Origin of the sequence: Paraburkholderia sp. JHI2823 (assembly GCF_038900695.1) — a bacterium.
GTDB classification, from domain to species: domain Bacteria; phylum Pseudomonadota; class Gammaproteobacteria; order Burkholderiales; family Burkholderiaceae; genus Paraburkholderia; species Paraburkholderia mimosarum.
The window spans coordinates 1-8335 of the sequence record NZ_JAYMRY010000084.1 but is presented as its reverse complement, the minus strand read 5'-3'; the positions used below and the strand labels follow the sequence as shown (position 1 = coordinate 8335).

At 55.4% G+C, this 8335-nt stretch carries 4 protein-coding genes and 1 pseudogene; 4 read left to right on the top strand and 1 reads right to left on the bottom strand.

Going from position 1 to position 8335, the window contains the following annotated elements:
• Nucleotides 1–1475: 1475 nt before the first annotated feature.
• Entirely contained in the window at nucleotides 1476–3017 is a 1542-nt protein-coding gene (locus VSR34_RS36870) for a methyl-accepting chemotaxis protein (RefSeq protein ID WP_342965060.1), read from the top strand.
• 1160 nt (nucleotides 3018–4177) lie between these two features.
• Here VSR34_RS36870 and VSR34_RS36865 read toward each other — a convergent pair.
• On the bottom strand, nucleotides 4178–4555 hold the full coding sequence (locus VSR34_RS36865; protein ID WP_342965059.1) for an iron-sulfur cluster assembly accessory protein: 378 nt from the start codon (nucleotides 4553–4555) through the stop codon (nucleotides 4178–4180).
• 549 nt (nucleotides 4556–5104) lie between these two features.
• On the opposite strand from VSR34_RS36865, the gene VSR34_RS36860 reads away from it, so the two are divergent.
• The 3 genes and pseudogenes from VSR34_RS36860 to gspD all read left to right on the top strand — a co-directional run.
• Nucleotides 5105–5605 (top strand): Lrp/AsnC family transcriptional regulator, encoded by a 501-nt coding sequence (locus VSR34_RS36860; protein ID WP_342965058.1) that lies wholly within the window; start codon nucleotides 5105–5107, stop codon nucleotides 5603–5605.
• 453 nt (nucleotides 5606–6058) lie between these two features.
• Complete coding sequence (nifW, locus tag VSR34_RS36855; protein WP_342965057.1) at nucleotides 6059–6397, top strand: nitrogenase stabilizing/protective protein NifW; 339 nt, start codon at nucleotides 6059–6061, stop codon at nucleotides 6395–6397.
• Nucleotides 6398–6458: 61 nt separating this feature from the next.
• A pseudogene (gspD, locus tag VSR34_RS36850) lies at nucleotides 6459–8207 on the top strand (type II secretion system secretin GspD); the annotation flags it as partial.
• Nucleotides 8208–8335: the final 128 nt, after the last annotated feature.

Here is an 8335-nt window from a genome sequence, read left to right as displayed (position 1 = left end):
GCGCACGCCTCACCTGGCCAACTGCCATCGTGCGGCTGCGCTGCATCGACATCAGCTCTTCGCGCTCGGTTTCACTCAAATTCATTTTGCCCATGCACTATTAGATCAGTGCAATTTCATTGGTTCACTGGGCTAGTGACCGCTATTGGCGTGTGCGGCATCATCGGCAGTGGGTCTCGCCACTGCGCGTGGAGCCGGAGAAGGAAGAGAGGCGCGTGGAGCGGATTGCGGCTGGGTGTACTGCGCCGTGCTGGTGATGCTCGTCGAACTTTAGCCCTTCAGGCGGGTCGGCGGAGCGCTCCTCTTCCATCCGCTCGGCCGGCCGTACGAACACAAGTGAGCGGGCGATTACCATCAATCTCGACTTCGGCGAATGGTCCCGCGTGTGCCACAACGCGAGATGGCGAAGGCATTGGCGGACCGGCTCACGCATCACTGCCACGTCAGTTAAACCGGGGACGAGAGTTATCGCTTCCGGCATAGTTGCGCCAGTGCAAAAGCCCCGGGGCAATTTCTGTCGGCACGGACAACCTCGATGACCCAAAGTTCGAGACGTCCGTCCAGTGTAGCTTCCCACGCCCCATCAGGCGTGGGCTGGCGGTGACCCGGTCGGAATTGCCCTGGGTGAGCGGACGCGCGCCAGGACCTGTCGATATTCGAACACTTCGAACCTGCTCCGATTTCATCGGCCATCCGGGGAAAAAAGCTCGACGGTACCAGGTTTGCGGAAATTTGTTTCGTTTGGACCGGCGCCTGAGAGACCATGAGCCCGCAATGTGGTTTCCCTGGCCCATCCTGCGGTGCCATCAATACGCCGATCATCGAGGCCCCCGTTGCGGCCATCGGCCCCTTTTGCAATCAATTAATGACGTCCACGCAGTGACACTCGGCGAGGCCGGCAAGTGCTTGCCAGTCGGGAAGTGCACGCGTATGTCAGAGCATGACACTGAGTTGCAGGGCGTTTCGAGCAGCCGCGACGGGCGGCAGCGTTGCGGCGAGAAGGGCAAACGCGCTGGTCGAGGCGGCGCTGCGTCCAAGTATGTCCGTGGCAATGCAAATCTACCCGCAAGTGGATCGTGAGGGACCTACTCGGAGCGTGATTGCCGCAGGTTGGTCCAACGCAGCCTTGGGTGCCACGTCCACGTTGCAGCCCTGAAGAGTAGTACACGAAACCTTCACATAGTGGGGCAGTTAGCCAGATGAATCCTTACGCAATAATCAGAATTGGATGACAGCAGTTTTCGAGAAATTGGTCGATATCAGTGATCGTACGCTGCATCAGAAGTGACGCTGACGGTGTGCGGTCTCATACCGCGGACCTGCCGTTAGCCCTTTGTGCCAGGTACACGGCATTAGGTGTAGCTAAGCAATTTTGAATCAGTTGTTGGACAGCTACATGGATGAATAGCCCGACTAGTCCGACGCTTCATGCTGTTGCGAAGGCAGCGGCTCTGCGATATAAAGAGACTTACGCCATGACGCTCAATAGAAAACTAACCTCGACAATCATGATCCTGTGGGTTGGGATCATCATGATTATCTTCTTTGGTGCGTGGCAGAACCGGGCTAAGACGATCTCAGATCGTCAAGAGCAACTCTCATTGTTGATTGAAGAAGCCAACTCGATCGTCAGTCACTACTACCAGCTTTCGCAGCAGCATGCGATCCCCGAGGATCAGGCGAAGAAGCAGGCCTTGGAAGTGCTTTCGTCGATTCGGTATGGCACAGATGGCTACCTTACTGTTATCAATTCTCAGTCAGTCGCGCTAATGCATCCATTCAAGCCTGAACTCGTCGGCAAGAACATGTCAAGCTTCACCGACAAGGCTGGCAGGCACCTCTTCGTCGATTTGGTGAACGTGGCCGATGAGAGTAAGGGCGGATTCGTGGAGTATTTGTGGGCCAAACCCGGGAGTGAAGTATCTGTTCCTAAAACGAGTTATGCGCTCCGGTTCGCGTCGTGGGATTGGATTCTCATCACCGGCATGTATATGGATGATGTCCAAAAAGCGTTCTACAATGAACTCGTCCGCTGGATCGGAGTCACTGTCGCCCTCGGGTCCGTCGCCACTATTTTAATGTTGCTCGTCTTACGCAGCATAAGACACTCGCTCGGCGGCGACTTGGAAGTGGCAGTTGCGGCCACACAGCGCATGGCGCGCGGCGATCTTACCTTTCCCGTCCCTGTCATGCATCACAACCGAGAGAGCTTATTACGTGCGCTGAACGTCATGCAAAGCGGTCTCATCGATGCAATTTCGCGAGTGTCCCACGGTGCCGAGAATATCAATGTGGGAGCAGCCGAAATTGCCGCTGGCAATACGGACCTGTCGCAGCGCACGGAGGAGCAAGCGGCGGCGTTAGCGCAGACCGCATCGAGTATGGATGCCATGACTGCGAATGTGAAGCATAACGCCGCCAGCGCGGCCATCGCTGCGGATCTGGCGAGCAAAGCCGCAGAGATCGCGACCCGCGGCAGCCGTGTTGTCGACGACGTGATCAACAAGATGAAAGACATTACGAGCAATTCAAGGCAGATTGGTGACATTATTGCAGTAATCGACGGAATCGCATTCCAGACTAACCTCCTCGCGCTAAACGCGGCCGTCGAAGCGGCGCGGGCAGGTGCGCAGGGGCGGGGCTTTGCGGTAGTAGCCGCAGAAGTGCGAAGCCTCGCACAGCGCTCAGCAACAGCGGCGAAGGAAATTAAGGCGCTAATTGGGACGTCGACAGTCAGCGTTGAAGAAGGCGCATTGCTCGTCGCCAACGCCGGCTCAACGATGACAGATATCGTCGCGTCGGCGCAGCGCGTGAATGAAATCCTGGAAGAGATCAGTGATGCGTCTCGCGGACAGAGTGAAGGCATAGAGGAGGTAAACCAGGCTATTGGCCAAATGGACCAAGTGACGCAGCAGAATGCTGCACTTATTGAGCAGGCCGCTGCGGCTGCGCATTCGCTCAGGGACCAAGTCGCGATTCTTCGCGAAGCAGTCGCGTCTTTCGCGCTGCCTAGCTGACGGATACGCGCCTAGAGACACGAACTGCCTATGCCTCGTGCGCGCGATGCCCAAGCGGGCACTATATTGCCAGGCGACGGGCATTTCAAACCCCCACGTCTGACGTTCCCGCGCTAAGCGGCTGAGCGACCACGGACGATGTTGCAAGGCATCGGTTCTTGGCTCCTTCGAAGAAGAAGGAGGCCAAGTGGTGTACGTTTTTATGCCGCATTTGCAAAGCACGATATTCACGTTGCTCGAGCGCGGCATGAGCCCGTGCCGGATTCATGAGCTTACCGGGATCAACCGCTGATGATCCACCACTATCAGGCACATTTCGAAACGCAGCGGTGCGTGAATTCTTCTTCTGCCGCCCCCGTCGGCATGACAGAGCTGGCGGCCTCGCAAACTCCTCCATCTCTCTTCGCCCGCTCGCTTCCGATGTTGCCGCATTCGGTCAAACAGCTCAGGGTCACCCTCTCGGCCGGCGAACCCTATAGCGACTGGATCGATCCGCAGATACGCCTGACTTTGGCTTTGCGGCGAGTTGCCACAGCGCCGAATGCTTCGCGAAGGCGTTTCGCCAGCTCGATCCCGATCAATTTGATCGCTGTGAACGTTGCGTCTTCGAACTGTCGTTGTAGACTGAGGTGCGGCGCATTTCCAGCGAGTTGAGCGGCCGTTTCAATCAAGTCGAACAGGCTAGCGGGAGTGAGGCGTAGAGCACAATTCTACTGCGACTATTCAAGATCGGACCTCGCGCGTCCTCCTTGCGCGTCGAATTGCCCCTTCGATGCAAGCTTGTGAGCTTAATGTTGCCAGAAAGCGTGGGTTTGTCGAGCCACGCGCCTCAGTGCCCGAGGGAAATTGGTTGGTAATGGTGGAGGACAGCATGGCGCACCACGTATGGCGTCGATCCAGTGCAGTTGCGATTCGTGCTCCGCCGGCTGATGCCAGCGTGATTGGTCTCCCGGCGGTACTCACATATGGATGGCAACGGGTGTTAGGTGACTGAATGAACCCGTGAGTGCGTTCATTCCGGTACTTTTGATACCAGCGCGCAAACTAGTCGACGATTGCGTGAATCTCATCCATTCGGTGGTCCGCGCGTTGCCGATTCGCCATCTTTGTTCTGCATCGAGACCTCGTGCAAGCGATATAAATATCCGCATGCTACGATGTCAGCGCGGACATGAGGAAAATGATTCACTGCGGCCGCAAGATGTTGATACACTCGGAATTTCAATCACGAAGCGGGGAAGCGGGGTATCTTCCTCATAGTCGATCTGGGCGCCGATAAAATATCTTAGGCTGGTCTCGTCAACGAATACAGTGAGACCCTGTGTAAACACCTTCGTGTCGGAATCGCTTACGGAGTCAACTAGGATAATAAAGTATTCTAGCTGTCCTCCAGCACGAAATTCGGCACGCAGCCGAATATACAGCGGCTCTTCGTGGCTCTGTGCGACAAGCTCGGCGGCTTCTTTTGCTGCTCGGGCCGTGAGCGTCAGAAATTCACACGGGGTTTCTGTCGATATGCTTGATCGTTGGGAAATCATGGATCTTCCTGGGGGAAATTAATAGAGAACGATATCCGTCTTGACGATGTGCATCTACACAAGCAAGGAAAGCAAGTACTGAGCCACAGCGCTCGTGCTCAGCCGCATAATCAGTTTCCCTGAGGCGAGTGCGCAACCGACAAGCCAAATCATTCACGCTGTTGAACTCGCCTCATTGAGGTCGCTATCAAGAGTGAAGCGATGTTCGGAACGGCGCAGTGGAGATCTGCTCGCGCCATGGGGAACAAGTGAGCGAGATCCGAGGCGCGTGCCTTGGGACTCATCGCGTGTCGAACGACGTTCTCTTTGACCAGTTGATGTTTTCGATCACGGACGTCTACATTCGACGTTGGACTGCGCTAGTCCTGCGCACAGAGAAACTAGCGCCACGCTCATTGAATGCGGGCTGTATAGCGGCACTAAGTTAGCAGATATTGAATGGTTTGACGCGAGCGACTCTCGCTCGGGAAGGCGGGTTGCACGGACAACGCATGAAACAACGATACATTTTTCGAATGGTTTTGATTCGTCGGATGGGAGATGAGTGCAATGAAATTGACAGCGCATCCAGTCGCCGCGCAGAAGGACATGGCCGCCTTGGATTCCGTAGACTGCGCGATCCTCAGACACTTGCAGCAAGACGCCTCGCTATCGATTGTCAGCCTTGCAGCGAAAGTGAAACGCAGTGCACCGGCATGCCTGCGGCGCGTGGAACGGCTCAAGGAGGTGGGGCTGATACGAAGAGTCGTCGCACTGCTCGACGCGAAGGCCCTCGGCGCGGGCATGTTCGCCGTAATCGGGATCGTGCTGGACGGCTCGACGCCCCAGGCGTTTGCCGCATTCGAGAAAGCGGCGCAGAAAGTGTCGGGCTGCGTTGCGTGCCACGCTGTCAGCGGGGAGTTTGACTATTTCTTGCTCGTTCGTGCACGCGGCAATGAGAGCTTCAACCGGTTAGATGCTGCACAATTGTTGCTCCTGCCAGGAGTACGGGAACTGCGTAGCTTCAAGGTGTTAAGGGAAGCTTTATCGACGCAGGCGATAACGCTGTAACTCAAAATGCTTGAAAAGGTAGGCTTATCCTACATCCATCATCAGACAGGTGATGCTGGTACCTATCCGGCGGCGAAGTCCGTTCGTGTTGGCACGAGCAGACTGGGTTGCGCCAGCAACGTCCCAATTCACGTTCAGTAAAGTTTCGCTGATAGTCGAAGCCGGTCGGATGCACTTCGCGCAACGTGCCGCGCTGTCTGAATCCAGACAATTCAGACAAGGCGACGTGACACCGGCCCACCTATGGTCATCAAAAATGGCGATGAATGCTAGAAACATCATTCAGGTTTAGGTGGGATGGCATGAACCTTGCCTGCCGTCGATCGCCAAGTCAGAAGGCACAGGCGAGCTAAGACTCTTCGTCAACGAGAAAGCGCTTAGCGATGGCATAAAACTCGTCGCCGTCGCTACGGGCGGCTTCGCGGCCAACTTTGTCAGATACGGAGCAACCACGTGAAAGCAATGATTGAAAAGCTGCACCAGCTTTCGTCGGCTGAGGACTTCTTCCGATTCTTCGCCATCTCATATGACGATAAGGTGGTGAACGTAAGTCGATTACATATACTAAGGCGTTTCTTCCAGTACATTAGACAGGCGGAAGGCCTGTCCGCGGATCACGATGCAACCTTATTCATGGTTTATCGAAATCTTCTGCTGAATGCGTACAACGACTTTGTCATCTCCACCCCCGCTGAGCAAAAGGTGTTCAGGGTTCTTCAGGAAGCCGACGGAGGGCGGCACATCTCTCTTGATAGTCTGCGTGAATCCCTGCCGGCTCGGCCTGACAATTGAAGTCGGTGGGCGAATCATATTGGTGCTTGTATGAGTCGCGGTACGAACACACATCAATTTTATGAAAAGAGATAGTAAGATGCTCCGATGGGCGGCTGTGGCCCTTTTACTTGCTGGATTGATCACTGCGCAGAGTGCGCGCGCGCAAGTGACTCTGAATTTCGTCAACGCTCAAATCGATCAGGTGGCGAAGGCAATCGGAGCTGCGACGGGAAGAACGATCATCGTTGACCCACGCGTAACGGGTCAGATCAACGTCGTTTCGGAGAATCCGGTGCCGGGGACCGTGCACTGAAAACTCTGCAATCGGCGCTCCGCATGCAGGGTTTTTCGCTGGTCCAAGACCATGGCGTGCTGAAGGTCGTTCCCGAGGCTGATGCTAAATCACAGGGCGTTCCTACCTATGTGGGCAACACGCCAATCGCGCGCGGCGATCAAGTCGTTACGCAGATTTTTCATTTAAAGAATGAGTCGGCTATCAATGTCCTGCCTGTCGTACGTGCGCTGATTTCGCCCAACAACACGGTGGCTGTCTATCCATCAAATAATACACTTGTGGTCACCGACTACGCGGATAACGTCCAGCGGATTGCACAAATCATCGCAGGTATTGATACCGCCGACCAACATGTGGCAGTCGTGCCATTGCAAAATGCAAGCGCGCTAGATGCCGCGCAGCGGCTCTCCACGGTACTTGATCCAGGAGCGATTGGCAACTCCGATCCGACATTGAAGGTATCCGTCACTGCTTACGCTCGAACAAATTCGCTACTGATGCGAGCATCGAACGAAGCGCGACTGAAAGCCGCCAAAACGCTCGCGCAGGAACTTGACTCACCGACCACACAACTTCGGAACATGCATGTTGTACCGCTTCAAAATGCAGACGCAGTGACGCTTGCTAAAACCTTGCGCGGTATGCTCGGCAAGGGTGATAGTGGCGGCTCAACCGATGGCGCAGGCGACGCCAATTCGTTTAGTTCGAACGCCAACTCTTCGTCGGGGGGCAACAATTCTTCAACTGGTGCGTCGGGCACGCCGCCACTGCCCGCCGCACTATCTTCGTCTTCTTCGTCTTCGTCCTACGGCGGCTCATCCGCGGGTTAAAACGGCAAGAACAGTGCCCTTAGCCTGCTCGGCAATGACAATAACACGAACAGCGACGAAGCCAATCCGGCAGGCGGAATGATCCAAGCCGATGCCGCGTCGAACTCGTTGATCATTACAGCACCAGATCCACTTTATCGAAATCTGCGCGTGGTGGTCGATCAGTTGGACACGCGACGTGCGCAGGTCTACATCGAAGCACTTATCGTTGAGTTGAATTCAAATACGAGCTCGAACTTCGGAATTCAATGGCAGCTTGGGAATGACACCATCGTGAGCGGCACCAATCTCTCGACTGGCACCGGCAACAGCATCATCAACGTAAGCAGCGTGCTCGCGGGCGGGGTCGCGGGTCTCGCGAACATGAACGCGGCATTGTCGCAGGGGCTCAATATCGGCGTGGTGCGGAATTTTTTTAGGCGTGAAGGGGCTTGGTGCGCTGCTGCAAGCCTTTGCCGGCACGTCGGATGCGAACGTACTTTCGACGCCTAACCTCATCACGCTAGATAACCAAGAAGCAAAAATTATCGTCGGCAACAACGTGCCGATCACAACTGGAACGTACGCTAGTCTCTCCAGCACCAGCGGCACTAATCCGACGACGTTCAACACTGTTGACCGCGTCGACGTCGGCTTGATACTGGATATCAAACCGCACATTACTGAAGGGGGTATTCTCAAGTTGCAACTAGCAACCGAAGATTTGAGGTTCCCTCGGTTTTTCGCCTTCCAGAGGCCTCTGGTTACGCGGCAGCATCCTTGGTCTGCTGAGCTTTGATCCAGTCTTGCAGGAACTGAACCGGCGATACAAAGCCGAGCGACGAATGACGA